This window comes from Polyangium spumosum, from assembly GCF_009649845.1.
GTDB classification, from domain to species: domain Bacteria; phylum Myxococcota_A; class Polyangia; order Polyangiales; family Polyangiaceae; genus Polyangium; species Polyangium spumosum.
On sequence record NZ_WJIE01000013.1, the window covers coordinates 121,881 to 138,168 of the forward strand.

General features: G+C 70.6%; 15 protein-coding genes. 7 read left to right on the forward strand and 8 right to left on the reverse strand.

Annotated features, from left to right (window positions below; genetic code table 11):
* Window positions 1–29: 29 nt before the first annotated feature.
* The 7 genes from GF068_RS33285 to GF068_RS33315 all read right to left on the reverse strand — a co-directional run bounded on the left by GF068_RS33285 (window position 30) and on the right by GF068_RS33315 (window position 8,173).
* Window positions 30–1,166, reverse strand: a complete 1,137-nt coding sequence (locus GF068_RS33285) for a serine/threonine-protein kinase (protein WP_338046673.1) — start codon at window positions 1,164–1,166, stop codon at window positions 30–32.
* 2 nt (window positions 1,167–1,168) lie between these two features.
* Window positions 1,169–2,200, reverse strand: a complete 1,032-nt coding sequence (locus GF068_RS33290; RefSeq protein WP_338046674.1) for a LysM peptidoglycan-binding domain-containing protein — start codon at window positions 2,198–2,200, stop codon at window positions 1,169–1,171.
* A 106-nt stretch (window positions 2,201–2,306) separates the two neighbouring features.
* The gene (locus tag GF068_RS33295; RefSeq protein ID WP_153823559.1) at window positions 2,307–2,633 is read right to left on the reverse strand and encodes a tellurite resistance TerB family protein; all 327 of its coding nucleotides are present in this window, start codon (window positions 2,631–2,633) and stop codon (window positions 2,307–2,309) included.
* 22 nt (window positions 2,634–2,655) lie between these two features.
* Window positions 2,656–4,083: an ArnT family glycosyltransferase gene (locus tag GF068_RS33300; RefSeq protein ID WP_338046675.1), complete on the reverse strand. Its 1,428-nt coding sequence runs from the start codon at window positions 4,081–4,083 to the stop codon at window positions 2,656–2,658.
* The gene (locus GF068_RS33305) at window positions 4,076–5,707 is read right to left on the reverse strand and encodes a helix-turn-helix domain-containing protein (RefSeq protein ID WP_338046676.1); all 1,632 of its coding nucleotides are present in this window, start codon (window positions 5,705–5,707) and stop codon (window positions 4,076–4,078) included. The genes GF068_RS33300 and GF068_RS33305 overlap by 8 nt, the downstream gene beginning before the upstream one ends.
* Before the next feature lie 340 nt (window positions 5,708–6,047).
* Window positions 6,048–6,821 carry an HNH endonuclease family protein gene (locus GF068_RS33310; RefSeq protein ID WP_153823561.1) on the reverse strand — a complete coding sequence of 258 codons (774 nt, stop codon included), beginning with the start codon at window positions 6,819–6,821 and terminating at the stop codon, window positions 6,048–6,050.
* A complete protein-coding gene (locus GF068_RS33315; RefSeq protein WP_153823562.1) occupies window positions 6,818–8,173 on the reverse strand; it encodes an AAA family ATPase in 1,356 nt (451 codons plus the stop codon). Before GF068_RS33315 ends, GF068_RS33310 begins: the two co-directional genes overlap by 4 nt.
* 107 nt (window positions 8,174–8,280) lie before the next feature.
* Between GF068_RS33315 and GF068_RS33320 the strand changes: the two genes are divergently transcribed.
* From GF068_RS33320 to pcnB, 6 genes are all read left to right on the forward strand, one after another.
* Window positions 8,281–9,507: a DUF1015 domain-containing protein gene (locus GF068_RS33320; RefSeq protein WP_153823563.1), complete on the forward strand. Its 1,227-nt coding sequence runs from the start codon at window positions 8,281–8,283 to the stop codon at window positions 9,505–9,507.
* A gap of 54 nt (window positions 9,508–9,561) precedes the next feature.
* Window positions 9,562–10,149, forward strand: a complete 588-nt coding sequence (locus tag GF068_RS33325) for a hypothetical protein (protein ID WP_153823564.1) — start codon at window positions 9,562–9,564, stop codon at window positions 10,147–10,149.
* Window positions 10,150–10,160: 11 nt separating this feature from the next.
* Window positions 10,161–10,703, forward strand: coding sequence for a hypothetical protein (locus tag GF068_RS33330; protein ID WP_153823565.1), 543 nt, complete (start codon window positions 10,161–10,163; stop codon window positions 10,701–10,703).
* A gap of 374 nt (window positions 10,704–11,077) precedes the next feature.
* Window positions 11,078–12,040 carry a tRNA glutamyl-Q(34) synthetase GluQRS gene (gene gluQRS, locus GF068_RS33335; protein ID WP_153823566.1) on the forward strand — a complete coding sequence of 321 codons (963 nt, stop codon included), beginning with the start codon at window positions 11,078–11,080 and terminating at the stop codon, window positions 12,038–12,040.
* A 12-nt stretch (window positions 12,041–12,052) separates the two neighbouring features.
* Window positions 12,053–12,961, forward strand: coding sequence for a serine/threonine-protein kinase (locus GF068_RS33340; protein WP_153823567.1), 909 nt, complete (start codon window positions 12,053–12,055; stop codon window positions 12,959–12,961).
* Window positions 12,962–13,101: 140 nt separating this feature from the next.
* Complete coding sequence (pcnB, locus tag GF068_RS33345) at window positions 13,102–14,415, forward strand: polynucleotide adenylyltransferase PcnB (protein ID WP_153823568.1); 1,314 nt, start codon at window positions 13,102–13,104, stop codon at window positions 14,413–14,415.
* Between the two features lie 3 nt (window positions 14,416–14,418).
* Here the strand turns inward: pcnB and GF068_RS33350 are convergent, their stop codons facing one another.
* On the reverse strand, window positions 14,419–15,645 hold the full coding sequence (locus GF068_RS33350; protein WP_153823569.1) for a PAS domain-containing protein: 1,227 nt from the start codon (window positions 15,643–15,645) through the stop codon (window positions 14,419–14,421).
* 139 nt (window positions 15,646–15,784) lie between these two features.
* Between GF068_RS33350 and GF068_RS33355 the strand changes: the two genes are divergently transcribed.
* The gene (locus tag GF068_RS33355; protein ID WP_153823570.1) at window positions 15,785–16,252 is read left to right on the forward strand and encodes a nuclear transport factor 2 family protein; all 468 of its coding nucleotides are present in this window, start codon (window positions 15,785–15,787) and stop codon (window positions 16,250–16,252) included.
* Window positions 16,253–16,288: the final 36 nt, after the last annotated feature.

The window sequence follows — 16,288 nt, forward strand, 5'->3', positions numbered from 1 at the left end:
GCATTATCGCCGCGATGGAGGCGCCGCGTCTACCTCGCGCCGGCCATCGCGCCGACGATGATCGCCACGGCCGCGAGCACGACCCCGAGGACGATCCACAACCACCTCGAAGGCTGTCCCGGGCGCTCCGCGGGCGCCTTCACGGCCGGCGCGGCCTTCGCTTCGAGCGTCACGGCCTTGGCGACGGCCCCGCGCAGCTCGAGCTCGGTGTCGCCGGTGGCGAGCGCGTCGGCGTCGTCGACGGCCGAGGGCGCGATGACGTGAGGCGCGTCGCGCGCCGCGGAGAGGGCCTCGGCGAAGGCGCGCGCCGTCTCGTAGCGCTCGTCGGGGTTCTTCGCGAGGGCGCGGTGGACGACGGCCTCGAGCGCGGGCGGGATGTCGCGATCGGGGCTCGACGCGCGCGGCGAGGGGACCGGCTCGGTGAGGTGCGCGGTCATGGCCGCGATGGGCGTCTTGCCCCCGAACGGAGCGCGGCCCGTGAGCATCTCGAAGAGGATCACGCCGGCGGCGTAGATGTCGCAGCGATGGTCGACGTCGTCGCCGCGGACCTGCTCGGGCGACATGTACTCGGGCGTGCCGAGGATCATGTTGCGCTCGGTGAGCGAGGTGCCGGAGGGGTCGCGGTGCAGGGCCTTGCCGAGGCCGAAGTCGACGACCCAGACCATGGGGACACGACCCGTGCCGAGCTCGCCCTGGATGATCACGTTCGCGGGCTTGAGGTCGCGGTGCACGAAGCCGCCCGCGTGCGCGGCGCCGAGCGCGGCGCAGATCTGGAGCGTGATCTCCACGGCCTCCTCGAGCGAGGGCCGGTGCGCGCGCAAGATCGCGTCGAGCGAGGCTCCATCGACGTACTCGAGCACGAGCACGGGCAGGCCTTCGTCCTCGGTGACGTCGAGCAGGCGGACGATGTGGTTGCCCTCGAGCGCCTTCAGGATCGAGGCCTCACGCGAGAAGCGGCGCGAGAAGAGCGGATCGAAGCAGAGGCTCGCGTGGATGACCTTCAGCGCGACACGCGCGCCCGTCTCGCCGTCCGTGGCGACGTAGACGATGCCGCTCGCGCCCTCGCCGACGACGGACTCGACCGTGTACCGCGAGGCGACGATCCGGCCCGACGGCAGGCGCGGAGCGCTCTCGGAGGTCGGGGCGCTCGTCTCGCTCGGCTCCACGCCTACCGACCTCCAGCGGGCGCGCGGCGTGGCGCCGCGGGGGCTGCGGAGGCGGAAGCCGAGGGGACGGCCGACGCGGGCGGCGCGGCGGCGCCGAGGGTGCTCGCGTTCGTGCAGGCGCGGAGGATCTTCGGGGAGAGCTCGATCGGGTCGAGCACGAGCGAGGGATCGGCCTCGCGCCAGGCGAGGCAGGAGGTCTCGGCGAGGCCCTGCGAGTCGAGCGCGACGTAGGCCTCGACGAGGCGCTGGTGGATCTGCGCGAGCTGGGTGCGCGAGAGGTCGCCGGAGCCGAGCAGGCGGTTGCCACGCGTGACGGCGTCGACGTAGCGGCCGTTGCGGACGTCGGCGGCGAGCTGCGGCAGCTCGACCTCGGCGCGGCGCTGGGCTTCCCGCGCCTGGCCCGCGCCCTCGGAGCGGACGAGCGCGCCGGCGCTCGCGGCGAGGACCTTCCCTTCGGCCGTGAGCTCGAGCTCGGTGAGCGGCACGAGCACCACGTCGCCGCGGTGGAGCGGCTCGCCGCCGAGGCGGTTGTACCGATCGAGCATCCACGCCTTGTCGCGGTGGCCGAGGAAGCGGTAGGCGACCGTCAGCGTCGAGTCGCCCGGCCCCGCCACGAAACGCAGGTTGTAGGGGACGAGGATCTCCTCGCCTTCGGTGGGCTGGATCCAGGGCTTGGCGTTGTTCGAGATGGCGAGGACGTCGCTGCGATCGGGGTGGCCGAGCAGGGTGTCGGCGAGCGAGGTCCAGGTCTCGCCGGCGGCGACGCGGTGGTGCCCGACCGAGGGGATTTCGAGGCGCATGCCTGGCACGATCGACAGGCCCCTGCCTGCGTCGAGGGCGTTGGCCGCGACGAGGATCTGCTCCATCTCGACGCGGCCGTACACGCGCTCGGCGATCTGGGCGAGCGTCTCGCCCGAGCGGACGACGTGCGGGAACGCGCCTGCGTGCCTTGCGGGGGCGAAGGTGAAGGCGAGCGCGGTCGCCAAACACGCGAGGGTGATCCCGCGCCGGCGACCGAAACCATGGCGAAGCACGCTTCGAGCGTACCAGACGGACGCCAGGCGTGGCGAACGCTTACGCGCGGGGGGTGTGGGGGGCAGAGGAAGGACTGCAAAGCAGTCCGACCGGAGCCCCCCACCATCAAGCCAGGAGCTGTTCGAGCAGGGACAGGCTCTCCTGCTCCTCCGGGTCCACGTTCCCGTCGGCCTTGATCATGCGGCGCGCGGCATCGAGCACCATCTGCCGGTGCGCGCGTGGGATCGCGGCCGGGTCGACCTCCTCGGCGCGCGGCGGGACCTTCAGCCAGCCCTCGACCTGCTTCGCCTCGTCCGGCTCGAGGTGCAGCTCCTTGACCATCTTGTGGACGAGCGCGCGCTCCTTGGGCTTGATCTCGAGGTCCGCCCAGGCGAACGAGCACACGAACCGCATCACCCGGAGACGATCCTCGCGGCTCAGGTTCTTCAGCATGAAGGTACTCTATCAGACCTGATCAGGGCCGTGGGGCAACGTCTGCAGCCGCGGTCGACGGGCGGAGCGCGAGCGCCGCGAGCAGGCAGAGGACCGGCGTGATCACCATGTGATAGCGGTCCTCGCCGAAGAAGATCGCGTGCGTCAGGGCCACGGTGGCGACGGCGAAGACGAGGTAACCCGTCGTGGCGTTGCGCGCCGGCGCGCCCGGGAGCGGCAAGGCGCCGAAGAGAACGATCAACACGGCGAGCGGCCAGAACGGATGCGCGTCGGCGAGCACGCCGTGGAGCACGAAGCCGAGGACGGCGAGCAACGCGGCGAGCTGCGTGAGGCGCGCGCGCAGCGGCAAACGGCCGAGCGGAGAGGCGACGAGGCCAAGCGCGGCGAGCGCGAGCAGCGCGACGTGTGACGTGGTGAGCAGGGCGCGGCCCTGGGCTTTGCGTTCTTCGGGCCAGGCCGCGGGGTTCGCCTCGCCGAGGTAGCCCATCGGGAACGACTCGTGATCGAAGGTGTGGCCGAGCTTCTTCGGCACGAGCGAGAGCCAGCGGACGGGATCGTCCGCGATCCAGCGCAGGCCCTCGTCGCGCCAGCAACGGTCCTGCTGGACCTGGCCCGTGACGACCTTGCATCCGTCGCTCGCGCGTAACGTCTCGAAGCGGCCCGTCGCGCGTGGGGAGGCGCCGATCGCCAGGTTCCAGCCGCCGTTCGTGGAGACGAAGGCGCAGCCGTCCATCACGCGGCAGTTACGCGCGGTCCAGGGCAGGACGATGAGCACGGCGGTCACGAGCGTGATTCCGGCCGTGACGAGGCCCTTCTTCACCTTCGCGCGGAGCGTTCCGTCGCCCATCGTGAAGAACCCGAGCGCGGGCGCGACGAGCAAGGTCTGCGGCCGGACGAGCGTGGTCAGGCCGAGCGCGAGGCCCGCGAAGAGGGCGCCGCGCAGGGGCTTTTCCTTCGCGTCACGCGCGACGAGCCACCCCGCGGCGACGAGCCCCAGCGCGGCGAGTGGCTCGGTCATGACCAGCGCGGCGTAGACGATGAGGCCCGGGTCGAGCGCGCAGAAGAGGCCCGCGGCGCGGGCGCGGTTCTTCGTGGTCGCGTACCGCGCGAGCCGGTGCACGAGCACCACGACGAGGGCGCCCGTGACGGCGTTGACCACGGGCGCGGTGGTCGGGCCGGCGCCGAAGATCCGGTAGAAGATCGCGAGAAAGCCGCTGTATCCGACGGGGTAGTGGCACCACGGGTGCCAGACACGCGCGCCGCCGACGACCACGTCGTCCGAGTAGCCGAGGCCCTCGGCGATGCGGCGGGCGCCGAAGTCGTAGTAGTGCCCGTCCCATACGGGCTCGCGGGCCCAGGCGATGGCGACGTAGAGGCGCAAGAGCAGCGCCAGCACGAAGAGGGCGGCCGAGAAGAGCCGATCCCGTCCTTCGTCCGAAGGCTTATCCACTGCCCCTCGCGCGCCCATGGGAGAGGTCCCGGAGCCTGCGCGTGTACGTCTTCGCGACCTGCGCAGGGTCGAGCTTCAGGTGCTTCGCGACCTGCTGGACGAAGCCCTGCACGTACACGAGCGCCGGCAGCTCCCCGAACGACTCGTTCTCGATCGCGTTGAGGTGCGCGACGTTGATCTTCGTGCGCTGCGCGATCTCGGCGATCTCGATGCCCTGCGACTCGCGCACCTTGCGCAGGAGCGCGCCCGAGAACTGGGTCTCGGCGTTGATCTCGCGCGCGAGCTCGGCCTGCATCATGGCGAGCTCGGCCATCTGCGCGGCGTTCGCGCTGCGCTGCGGGACCACCGTGGCGGGCGTGTCGTCGGGGAAGGTGGAGAGGTCGTAGGCGCGGCGGCGCACGGGATCGAGCAGGGTGTCGTGGGCCTCCTCGATACGCGCCTGCACCTGGCGCAAGACGTCGGGCGCGACGACGGAGCAGAGCGGCAGGCTGCCCTCGCGGAAGATCTCGCGCTGTCGCTTGACGGCGCGGCGGATCTCGTCGTCGGCCGCGGTGCGTGGCACGCCGAGGACCTCGTAGAGCGTGGCGGGCAGGGCGGCGGCGCGTTGCTGCGCGGCGGGCGAGCGCGGCGGGAGCGAGCCTCCGCGCGTGCTCTGCGCGGCGAGCAGGGCGAGGATGCGGCGCGCCACGCGCTCGATGTTGCGCGCGCTCTTCGAGGTGGGGCTGTCGATGAGCAGCGGCTGCCTGCGCCGCACCGTGAGCCAGACGGCGTCGTCGTGCTCGATGTGGCCGAGGTAGTCGAGCGAGATGCCGAGGAAACGCTCGGCGATGACGGACATGCTCATGCCGAGGTCGAGGTCGCTGCGCAGGCGCGTCTGGCCGACGACGAGGTGCGCGGCGACCCGGAGCATCTCCTCGGCCGCGACCTTGGCGACGCCGTCGTCGTAGCGCTTGATCTCGGCGACGATCGCGGGCGGCGGGGCGAGCGGCGGCAGGGCGGCGATCACGCGCTCGACGAGCCTGAGCTTGAAGCGCTCCTTCGTGAGCGCGCGGCGCAGGACGCGCAGGTAGAGCGCGCGACAGAAGCGGTAGGTCGTCTCGATCGCGAGCGGCTCGGGCGCGGTCACGCAGATGCCGACGTCGGCCTGGAGGAAGAGGTCGAGGGTGGAGGCCGTCGTCGAGGCGCCGAGGTTCAAGAGGACGTAGTCGACGTCGAGCTTCTCGATCTGCCGCGCCCAGTGCGAGCCGCGGCTCGGGCGGATCGGGGTCGCCGTCATGGGATCGTAGGCCGTGGGCAAGAGGCGCAGGCCGGGGACGATCGTGCCGACGGGCTTCGCCTTGCCTTCTTCGAGGGCCTCGCTCGTCACGAGCGGCGGCGTCTCCAGGCCGAGCACGCCGTGCAGGTTCGAGCCGAACGGATCGGTGTCGCAGACGACGACCTCGCGGCCGAGCTGGGCGAAGTAGACGCCGAGGTTCACGGTGAGCAGCGTCTTGCCGACGCCGCCGCGCCCGCCGCCGACGGCGATGACCCGCCGCGTGCGCGCGCCCGAGGGCAGCTCGATCATGGGCGGCGGCGGGATCGTGGGTGTCAGCCGCTCGTTGTCGTCGTCTCCGGGCACGGGCACGCCCGGACGTGTACCACAGGATCTATGTGGTCAAGGGGGAGGTGGCCGTGAGCGTGAGCGTGTCCGATCTTCGTGGGTACATGTCCGCGTTCGGCGGAGGCGTGTCCGCGCATGGCGAAGTCGTTGTGGCGGGTTCAAGAGGGTGTTGTGGCGGGTTTGGGTGGTGTTGTGGCGAACGAGGGGAGGGGTTGTGGCGGGTTCGAGAGGGGTGTCCGCGGGTTCGAGCGGGGTTGTGGCGTCGCGGCGAGGGGTTGTGGCGTCGCGGCGAGGGGTTGTGGCGTCGCGGCGAGGGGTTGTGGCGCGTCGGCGAGAGGTTGTGGCGTCGCGGGCGCGTGATGACTCAGGGCCAGCTCCGGATTTCCGGGTGTGCGTGGATGGCTGCGCGGCAGTCCGCGTCGACGAGCTCGGCGCCGCGAGGGCTGTCGAGGAGGTCGAACAAGGTGCGCAGCACGCTCGCCATCGGATGGCGACAGATCACGCCCTGCGTGTAAAGGGCGAGGTTCTCGTCACCGCGCGCGCACGCTGCGGCGTACTGGACGATGCTGTTCTGCAGCCCTCTCCAGGCATCGCGCCGGTCCCTGTCCAGGTTTGCTCTCCGGTCGAACCCGAGGACACGGACCGTCCAGTCGCCCTTGTCCGTCAGCCCGACGAGTTTCCCGCTCGATGGCGTGAACTGGAGATGAACGCTGGGCTCCTCATCCTCATCGGTGGGGTTCACCAGCAGGGGTTTTCCCTGCGCGTCGCGCGGAAACTGTGTTCCCTTGAAATGGGTGTTGCAGATGCCGCAAGCCCACAGGTAGTTCTCCCAGGTGTAGGCGCGGCCCGGGTATTTCTCCTTGGGCCAGAAGTGCTCGATGTCGCTGCCTTTGCTGCATTCGCAGTACATGCACTGCTCGTTGCCTGGGGCCATGCGGCGAAGGACGCGATCGATCTCGTCGAAAGCCTTCGTTTTTTCCTGGTCCCAGAGCCGGTCAGCTTCTGCTTTGCGTGCCTGGCAGCGATCCGAGGTCCTCGTGTGCTTGGGATCGTTCCCTGCCCGAGCAATCTGGAGCGTCCGCTGGCAAAGTCGCGCGAGCGTCTCCTCGCTGAGCGGCTCGCGGATGACGCGCCTCATTCCGCCGCCCTCACCGCTCGCAGGGCCATCTCCACCGCCATGCTCCCGGTGTCGGGTAGCTCCTGCTTCAGACTTCCGAGCTCCGCTTCCTCCTCCGGCGTGATCTGGGCGCGGATGAGCTTGGCTTCGAGTTCGGCCACACGCGTCCGTAGCTCCTCCGAGCGATCCGAGTGCGCCTTCTCCAGCCCGAAGAGCTCGCTCATGGCCGCCTCGTCCGCGCCTCCGTTCACGATGACCTTGAACAGCTCCGGAGAGACGTGCTCGGCCTGTTCCCGGCTCCCCGGCGCAGGCAGGCGGATGAGGCCGTTCGGATCGGCCGCCTGGCAGATAAAGGGGCTGTGGGAGGTGACGATGAACTGGATCCCTCGAAAGCGCGTCTTCAACCAGAACCCGATGCGCTGCTGCCACGAGACGTGCAGGTGGATGTCGATTTCATCGATGAGCACGGCGCCCGCGCCGAAAACCTCCACGTGACCATCCGGGTGTTCCCCGAGGTCGAGCTTCCCATAGCAACCATGAAGCTGCTTTACGATGTCCAGGACCAGCGCGATCACGGTCCTGTAGCCATCGCTCAGATCCCGCAGCGGCAAGATCACCCCGTCTCGCTCGGTCCAGAGCCCCTCCGAGTCGATGTGATGGATCCTCATCCCGTCCGGCAAGAGCCCGTCGTTCAGCAGCTTGATGACCGCGTCTTCGAGTTCTTTCGCCCCAGGCCTGCCCTCGGCCCGTCGAAAGGCCACGTCTCGGAGCCATACCACGCATTCGGAGAGCGACGAATCTTCACGGAACAAGCTCACGAGCCGCGCGAGCCGCGAGGGCCCGGCCATCAGCCGGATGCTGTCGGCAGCGTGCCCTGAAAGCCTTCGGAAAGGCCCGTACCCTGCGATGAACCAGCCTCTGGGGTTCTCCGCCCACGGGCCGCGCTCGGCGTGCTTCAGACGATTGTCCGGATTATGGGGACCCACCTTGGGCTCGGGGCCACTCTCTTGTCGTTCCAGCCCGATTTCTGCCCAGAAGGCTCCGTCCTTCGGCGTCATGCCGCGCCCCGTGAAGCCATCGGCGAAGGGATCGCATTCGATCACCACGCCCATGTAGCCCCACGACGCGTCCTTTCGGATCCACCCGGCGAAGCTCTCCTCGAGGCTTCGCGCCGCGGTGGGACCCGCGACGGCGAGGGCGATGGCCTTGAGGAACGTCGACTTCCCTGCGCCATTCCGCCCAGCTACGACCGTCCACCCTGCGTGCGACCCGTCAGGACGCGTGAGGTCGATCTCGACCTGCGCCCTGTCCTCATCCTGGGCGTTCAGCCCGAAACCCCGGATGTTCGCGATCGCGACCTTGCGGATGTACATGCTCGTCCGTCCCTCTGCTCGCGCGGCCAGCCTACTCTACCAGCCCCCGGTTTTCCCAGCCGCCCGTTCCACTCGACGCCTCGACCCAACCGGGTTAACCGCCACGCATGGCCACCGTCCGCCCCTTCCGCGCCTTCCGCCCCGCGCCTTCCCTGGCCGCCGTCGTGGCGAGCCCGCCGTACGACGTCATCTCCACGGCCGAGGCGCGCAAGCTCGCCGAGGGCAACCCCGCGAGCTTCCTGCACGTCTCCCGCCCCGAGATCGACCTTCCCGAGGGCACGGACGAGCACGACGACGCGGTCTACGCGACCGGCGCGAAGAACCTCGCGAAGCTCATCGCCGACGGCGCGCTCTCCCAGGACCCCGAGCCGCACCTCTACCTCTATGCGCAGACCATGGGCGAGCACCGCCAGATCGGCGTCGTCGGCTGCGCGGCCGTGTCGGAGTACCTCGCGGGCACGATCAAGAAGCACGAGAAGACGCGGGCCGACAAGGAAGACGACCGCACGCGCCACATCGACGAGCTCGCCGCGCACGACGAGCCCGTCTTCCTCACGTATCGCAACGATGGGGCGATCGACGCGCTCGTCCGGGCCTCGACCGAGGCGCCGCCGATCTACGACTTCACCACGAAGGACGGCGTGGGCCATCGCTTCTGGGTGCTCGGCCGCGACGCCACGCGCGCCCTCGAAGAGCGCTTCGAGGGCGTGCCGTGCCTCTACGTGGCCGACGGCCACCATCGCAGCGCCGCCGCGGCCCGCGTGCACCAGAAATCACGCGGCGACGGCCGCGAGCACGACGTCTTCCTCGCCGTCGTCTTCCCGCACGACCAGATGAAGATCATGCCCTACAACCGCGTCGTGCGGGACCTCGAGGGCCGCACGCCCGACCAGATCCTCGCGCGGCTCTCGCAGGTGATGCGCGTCGAGCCTTGCCCCGACGGCCTCGCCGCGACCCCGCCCGCGCCGCGCACCTTCGGCGCCTACCTCGCCGGCAGGTGGTACCTGCTCCGCGCCCCTGCGCTCGATCCCGAGCGCGCGCGTGATCCCGTCGCCTCGCTCGACTGCTCGATCGTGCAGGACCTCCTGCTCGGCCCGATCTTCGACGTGACGGACCCTCGCCGCGACAAGCACGTCGACTTCGTGGGTGGCATCCGCGGCTTCGGCGAGCTCGAGCGGCGCGTCGACGCGGGCGCGTTCACGCTGGGCTTGCACCTCTATCCGACGCAGATCGAGGAGCTCTTCGCGGTGAGCGACGCGGGCTTGCTCATGCCGCCGAAGAGCACGTGGTTCGAGCCGAAGCTACGGAGCGGGCTCTTCGTGCACGCCTTCTGAATCGCAGCGCCGGTCCGCTTGCCGAGCGGCCCTGTACGTGGAAACGACCTCGCGATGCCCGTCACCCGCCGCAAAGCCCTCGTCGCTGGCCTCTCCCTCTTCTCGGTGGGCGTGATCGGGTACGTCACCTACACGGTGGCCAAGTTCCCGCCGGACACGACGCCCGAGGGCGCCTACATGCGCGTCGCGGCCAACCTGGCGAAGGGCGACGCGCGCACCTGCTTCCATTACCTCGAGGACTCGGCGCAACACGCGGCCTACAGCATCCGCGATTATCGCAAGAAGGCGAGCGAGCGTATCTCGCAGGCCTACCCCGAGCCCGAGCGCACGCGCCTGCTCGACGCGTACCGCGCGCACGCGACGGCCGAGGACGGGGCGGACGTGTGGGTGGACCTGGCGACGAAGCGGGGATTCGTGACGCGGCTCCGGAAGGACCTGTCCGGATTGGCGAAGGTGGAGATCGTGGGCGAGCGGGCGACGGTAGAGACGGCGCGGGGGACCCGTTACGGGTTCCGGCGGCGCGAAAACGGGATGTGGGGGCTCACGTTGTTCACGGCGGATCTCGTGGCCGAGTCGGAGCGCGCGGCGCGGGATTGGGACATCGTGGAGCGGGCGGCGAAGGATTACGAGCGGGGGCGGTAGGAGCGACATCCATGTCCATGGCAGACGACGACGATCTCGAAAGCCGGCTCGACGCCCTCTCGGTCTCCGAGATGCGCCGCCGTGTCGACCTCGTGGTGGCATTCCTGCGCGAGCAACGCCGCGCCCTCGCGGTCGAGGTGGGCATGGCGCTCGAGGACGCGCCCGGCCCGCGGCCCGTGGTCGATCACGAGCAGGGTCAGCGGCACCTGGAGGAGCTCATGGAGATGCTCCCGCTGCTCCGGAGGCGGCTCACGCCGGAGGAGAAGGCGCGCATGATGCCGCGCAGCGAGGCGCGCACCGAGCAGATGAAAGAGGTGCTCGACGAGCTCGCCGCGGAGCCCGAGCTCTTCGACTCGCTCATGGAAGAGAGCGGGCTCGACGTCCGGCACGAGGACATCGTGCGGATGCGCGAGGGCGTGGAGAAGATGGAGATGCTCAAGGACGTCGAGCGGGAGCTCCGGCTGCTCGTGGACGAGCTCCGCGCGTACCGCGAGCGGCTCGAGGCGAGCGTCGAGCAGATGATGAAGAAGGGCGCGGCGAAGCCCTCGAACTGAGAGGGCCTGCATGCGGCGTCGCCGTTCGTGCATGCGGCGCTCCGCCCCGTGCATTTGAGGCTCCGCCCCTTGCATTTGACGCGCCGCTCCGTGCATTTGAGGCTCCGCCCCTTGCATTTGACGCTCCGCCCCTTGCATTTGACGCGCCGCTCCGTGCATTTGAGGCTCCGCCCCTTGCATTTGAGGCTCCGCCCCTTGCATTTGAGGCTCCGCCCCTTGCATTTGACGCTCCGAGCCGTGCATGCGGCGCTCCGATCCGTGCATGTGTCGTGCGGCGCTCCTCCACCCCGGTCCGCCTCCCCGCCGCTGGTCCGAAACCACGCCGACCCCTCGACGACCCGCCTCGCCGGTGGTTCTGTCCCTCCACCGCCACCATGACCGCCTACCGCGGCCGCTTCGCCCCCTCGCCCACCGGCGCCCTCCACCTCGGCAGCGCCGCCGCCGCCCTCTTCTGCGCCGCCGCCGCCATGCAAGCTCGCGGCGCCCTCGTCCTCCGCATGGAAGACATCGACCGCCCCCGGGTCGTCCCAGGCGCCGCCGAGGCCATCCTCGACGACCTCGCCTGGCTCGGCCTGCGCTTCCACGAAAGCCCCCAGCTCGGCGGCCCCTACGCGCCCTACGTCCAGTCCGAGCGCCTCGCCCTCTACGAAGCCGCCATCGACGCCCTCGCCGAGCAGGGCCACGTCTACTTTTGCGACTGCTCCCGCGCCGAGATCACACGCGCCGCCAGCGCGCCCCACGCCGGCGAGGAGGGCCCGCGGTATCCAGGCACCTGCAGGCCCTTCGGCATGCGGAAACGCGACTTCCGACGACCCCCCGCCATCCGGCTCGCCGTCCCCGACGACGACCGCGCCCTCGTCACCGTGCACGACCGCGTCCTCGGCTCGTACGCCGAGCACGTCGGTCACGCGACCGGCGACTTCGTCCTCCGACGCGGCGACGGCGTGTTCGCCTATCAGCTCGCCTGCGTCGTCGACGACCTCGCCATGCACATCACCGACGTCGTGCGCGGCGGCGACCTCGCCAGCTCCTCCGCGAGGCAGCTCCTGCTCGCCAACCTCCTCCGGCCTCGCGACACGCCCGCCTTCACCTTCGCCCACGTCCCCTTGCTCGTCGCCGACGACGGCAGCCGCCTCGCCAAACGCGACAAGGGCGTCCCCTTGCGCGACCACCGCGCACAGGGACACGATCCACGCGCGCTCGTCCGCGCCATCACGCGCGCCTACGGCCACGACCTCGGCGACACGCCCGCGCCCCTCGACGAGCTCGCCGCCACGCTCGACTGGTCGAGGTTGCCCCGTGAATCCGTCCGTGTGCCCGCGATCGTCACGCGGTAAGATCCCACGCTCATGCAGCGCGAGAGCTCCGCCACCGCCGATGCGCTCCTCGGAGCCGTCATCGACAAGCGCTTCCGGGTCATCCAGTACCTCGGCAGCGGAGGCGTGGGGCACGTCTACGTGGCCGAAGGGCTACGCGGCGGGCGGAGCGGCCCCCGCCTCACCGTCAAGGTGCTCAGGCCCGAGCACCAGCACAACGAGAAGTTACGCGCGCGCTTCCATCGCGAGGTCGCCGCCGCCACCCGCATCGCCGATCCTCGCGTGCTGCAGATCCACGACTTCGGCGCCATGCCCGACGGCCTGCCGTACTTCGTCGCCGAGCTGCTCGTGGGCCTCGACCTCGCCGACACGCTCGCCTACGCGCGCTCGCTCGCGCCCGTCCGCGCCACGCGGATCGCCGCCGATACCGCCCTCGCCCTCGCCGCCGCGCACGCCGCCGGCGTCGTGCACCGCGACGTCAAACCCGAGAACATCTTCCTCGTGCACGCCCCCGACGGCCGCGAGCTCGTCAAGCTGCTCGACTTCGGCTTCGCCTGGATCGACGGCGATCCCGGCGGCAAGGGATCCTTTCGGCTCACCACGAAGCGCTCGGCCGTCGGCACGCCCGAGTACATGCCGGCCGAGCAAGCCGCGGGGGAGGTCGCGCGGCCGACGAACGACATCTACGCGCTCGGCGTCGTGCTCTTCGAGATGCTCGCAGGCGCGCCGCCCTTCGTCGGGGCGCCCGTGTGGGTCGCCGAGAAACACGCCGTGGAGCGCCCGCCCCCGCTCCGGACGGTGAACCCCACCGTCGAGGCCTCGGTCGCGCTCGAAGCCGTGATCGCACGCGCGCTCGAGAAGGACCCGGCCCGCCGCTTCCCCACCGCCTCCGCCATGGCCGACGCCCTGCACGACACCCCCGAAGGGCGCTCGTTGCGGTAGGAAATATCACCGTATCGCGCTGGACATTTGCCCCCGGGGCCGTCCCCTGCTAGACGCGGTGAATCCTCTCGAAGGGCGGCTCTGGTCGTGCGCAACGCTCGGGCGAGCCGAGCAAACCTCCCACGGGCCGCATGGAAACCATGGGGCGAACGACCCCCTCTCCTCTGAATCACCTCCCCGATTACGCCGAGGCCGACCTCGAGCCGAGTTACACCGTCGGCGAGGCCCCGCTGCCCTTGCCGCCGTCCGAGCCCGCGCGTCGGTACGACGTCTCCTTCGAGGAGTCGCGTATCGATCCGGACGTGCAGAAGGTCATCCGCAGGCTCACGCGGCACGGGCACGAGGCGTACCTCGTCGGCGGCTGCGTCCGCGACCTCTTGCTCGACCGGAGCCCGAAGGACTTCGACGTCGCCACGAGCGCGCGGCCCGAGGAGGTGCGCGAGCTGTTCCGCAACTCGCGCATCATCGGCCGCCGCTTCCGCCTGGTGCACGTCCTCTTCCAGGGCGGCAAGGTCATCGAGGTCGCGACGTTCCGGCGCAACCCGAAGGACGACGGCGACGAGTCGGCCGAGCTGCTCATCCGCAGCGACAACGTCTTCGGCGTCGCCAGTGAAGACGCGATGCGGCGCGACTTCACCATGAACGCGCTGTTCTACGACATCGAGGCGCGCCAGATCCTCGACTGGGTCGGCGGCATGGCCGACGTCGAGCGCCGCGTCGTGCACACGATCGGCGACCCCGAGACGCGCTTCCGCGAAGACCCGGTGCGTATCCTGCGCGCGCTGAAGTTCGCCGGCAGGCTCGGCTTCGGCATCACGCCGGACGTCTACGACGCCATCGTCTTCTGCCGCGAGGCCCTCGCGCTCGCGGCCCGCCCGCGCCTGTCCGAGGAGATCCTGCGCCTCTTGCGCGGCGGTCAGGCGCGCCGGACGATCTACCTGTGCTGGGAGACGGGCGTGCTCGACGTGCTCCTGCCCGAGCTCAGCTCGCTCCTCTACGACGAGGAGCGCGAGGATGGCCCGGGCGTGCGGCAGTGGCGGCTGCTCGAGTACATCGACCGGCGCAGCGCCGAGGTGGGCGGGCTCGACGACACGGTGCTCTGGACCTTGCTGCTGCTCGAGCCGCTCAAGGAGGCGTGTGACGGCGCGCGGGATCGAGGCTCGGCCGTGGCCGATTTCCTCGAACCGCTCATCGAGCGGCTCGCCCTCTCGCGCAGGTACGCCGACGGCATCCGCCGCATCATCGGGGTCATGCCGCGCCTCTCCGCGGGCCGCGCCGGCCGCTTCGCGCGCACCGAGCTCTTCCAGGCCGCCGTGGAGGTGGCCTACGCCGACCTCACGGCCCGCGGCGAGTCGACCGCCACGCTGGAGCGCTTCCGCAGCTCCGCGCCGATGTCGCCGACGCCGCACCACCACCGCGAGCGCCCGCAGCCGTCACGTCGCGGGAGGCGCTAGCGCCTATCGTCGCCGCCGCGGGCCGTGCTCCCTCAGCGCATGTTGCACCGTCGCCCGCGTCGGGAGCTCCTCGAGCGCGAGGCCCGCGGAGACGATCGTCCGCGCCGCCTCCGCCCGCAGCCCCGTGAGCACCACGCGTGAGCCGAGCAGCGTCGCGGCGCGCGCGGCCTGCACGAGCCCGAAGGCGCCCTCCGGATCGAGCGACTGCACGCCCGTCAGGTCCAGGATGGCGAGCCGCGGGCGCCGCTCCATGATGCCTTCGAGCAGCTTGTGCAGGACGAGCGTGGCACGCTCCTCGTCCACCACGCCGAGCAGCGGCATGACGAGCGCGCCGTCGTCGAGCGGGATGACCGGCGCCGAGAGCGCGATGACCTCCCTCGCGCGCGCCGTGAGCTGGTCGCTCAGGACCCTGTGCTCTTCCGAGGCGCGCCGCACCGCCGCGAGCAGCGCGGCGTTGTCCGCCTCGGCTTGCTTGAAGGTCGTCACGTCGAGCGTCAACCCGTAGAACCACTCGGGTTTGCCGTTCGCGCCGTGGCGAACACGCATGAACGACTGGAAGTACGAGACGCGCCCATCCCGCGCGAGGATCCGGTACGCAGGCGAGGGCCTGCCCTCCTCGACGGCGCGGGGGAGGTCCTCCATCACGCGCTTCTGGTCGTCGGGATGCACGATCGTGCCCCAGAAGTTCGGCGTGGTGAGCCACTCCTCGGGCGAGTAGCCGAGCGAGCGCTCGAGGTAGTCGCTGATGAACGTGGCGTTCGCGCGGCTGCCGTCCTCGCGGAACGGCGCGATCCACACGATGCCCGGGACGAGCGCGACGAGCTCGTCCCAGTGCGTCCAGCCGAGCTCCGCCTCGGCCAGGCGCTCGGCCGCGTGGCGCTCGGCGCGCACGAGGTCCTCCACGTCCCGCGTCACGCACACGACCGTGCCCGCGGCTTCGCCCTGGGTCACGACACGCAGGCTCGTCTCCACGTGCAAGAGCGCGCCGTCGCGCTCCGTCCGGTAGCGGAGCCCGCGCGCCTCGCCCGACGTCACGCCCTCGCGCCACGCCTGCGCGAGCCCATCTCGATCTGCCTCGCAGCCGAGCTCGACGATCGACGTCCCGACGAGCGCCTCGGGCGAGCGCCCGAGGATACGCGCCGCCGCCGCCGACGCGAAGAGGAAGACCCCGGCGGCGTCGTGATGCGAGACGAGCTCGGGGCAATCATCGAGAGGGACACCAGGGGACATCTCGCGCTCCTGGCGCGGCGTGTGGTGCGCGTTCAGAAACCGTCCCGATCATACCGCCGCTCGCATGCGAGGTGTGTCCTTCTGATAGAGTGCAACGAAGCGGCCGTGTCGCCGCACAACGGAATAAGGAGGACGAGAGATGTCGCACCCCCATGATGGTCCGAAAGACCCGCCTTCGCGCCTCGACCGCCTCGAATCGCTCGAGGCGATCCGCACGATCAAGGCCCGTTACGCCGTCCTCGCCGACCGTTGCCTCGGCTCGCCGAGCAGCGCCAACGCCGTGGCGCTCGCGGACCTCTTCACGGACGACGCCGTCGCCGATTACGGCTTCTTCGGCACGTTCACGGGGCGCGCGGAGCTGCTCAATGCCTTCGAGAACGTGCTGCCGGCGGGTACGCGCTGGAGCGCCCACTACATCGTCAACCCGATCCTGTCGGTCGAGGGTGATACGGCCCAGGGGTCGTGGTCGTTCCTGATCCACGCCGTGCCGCGCACGCCGCCCGACGCCCCGCAGACGACGTTCTTCGGCGGCTACGAGGAAAAGTACCGCCGCGTCGGAGGCCGCTGGAAGATCTCCGAGCTCGTCGTGCGGTATTCGTCGCCCTAGCGTGATCTCGCGCGCCACGCGTGGAACTTCCGGGGC